The following is a 789-nucleotide window of genomic DNA, read 5'->3' as shown; positions in this document are numbered from 1 at the left end:
TCGCAGGTTCGAATCCTGCATGACTCACCATAATGCGGGTGTGGCGGAATTGGCAGACGCACTAGACTTAGGATCTAGCGCCGCAAGGCGTGGGGGTTCGACTCCCTTCACCCGCACCATTTAATTTAATATTCGAGCGGAAGTAGTTCAGTGGTAGAACATCACCTTGCCAAGGTGGGGGTCGCGGGTTCGAACCCCGTCTTCCGCTCCATTTATAAAAACAATGCCGGGGTGGCGGAACTGGCAGACGCACAGGACTTAAAATCCTGCGGTAGGTGACTACCGTACCGGTTCGATTCCGGTCCTCGGCACCATTGTTTTTTAAAAAAATATTTAGCGCCCGTAGCTCAATTGGATAGAGCGTCTGACTACGGATCAGAAGGTTATGGGTTCGACTCCTTTCGGGCGCGCCAAATATACGGGAAGTAGCTCAGCTTGGTAGAGCACTTGGTTTGGGACCAAGGGGTCGCAGGTTCGAATCCTGTCTTCCCGACCATTAATACTTTTTAAAATTGGGGCCTTAGCTCAGCTGGGAGAGCGCCTGCCTTGCACGCAGGAGGTCAGCGGTTCGATCCCGCTAGGCTCCACCATTTTTTTATTGGTATTGACAATATATTCATATTTTATTATGATATAAAAGTTGCTTTTGATAGCAACTAAATATTGCTCTTTGAAAACTGAACAAACAAACGTCAACAATAATCGTTTTTATAACTTCGTTATAGAAACAAAAACAAGTAACAAAAGCTAGAGTTTAGCAATGAGCTAATCTTACTCTTTATCGGAGAG

The 789-nt window shown here is 46.4% G+C and carries 6 tRNA genes; all 6 read left to right on the top strand.

The features are described 5' to 3' along the window. Positions 1–34: 34 nt before the first annotated feature. The 6 genes from EM808_RS28425 to EM808_RS28400 all read left to right on the top strand — a co-directional run bounded on the left by EM808_RS28425 (position 35) and on the right by EM808_RS28400 (position 590). Positions 35–119 (top strand) — tRNA-Leu (locus EM808_RS28425). Between the two features lie 17 nt (positions 120–136). Next, positions 137–211: transfer RNA gene (locus EM808_RS28420), tRNA-Gly, on the top strand. Between the two features lie 14 nt (positions 212–225). Next, positions 226–314 (top strand) — tRNA-Leu (locus tag EM808_RS28415). 22 nt (positions 315–336) lie between these two features. Beyond that, positions 337–413, top strand: a tRNA-Arg gene (locus tag EM808_RS28410). A 6-nt stretch (positions 414–419) separates the two neighbouring features. Next, positions 420–496: transfer RNA gene (locus EM808_RS28405), tRNA-Pro, on the top strand. Positions 497–514: 18 nt separating this feature from the next. Beyond that, a tRNA-Ala gene (locus tag EM808_RS28400) sits at positions 515–590 on the top strand. The last annotated feature ends 199 nt before the right edge of the window (positions 591–789 follow it).

Origin of the sequence: Niallia taxi (genome assembly GCF_004005475.1) — a bacterium.
GTDB lineage: Bacteria > Bacillota > Bacilli > Bacillales > Cytobacillaceae > Niallia > Niallia taxi.
The sequence above is the reverse complement of the archived record's forward strand: the minus strand, read 5'-3'. Positions and strand labels throughout refer to the sequence as shown.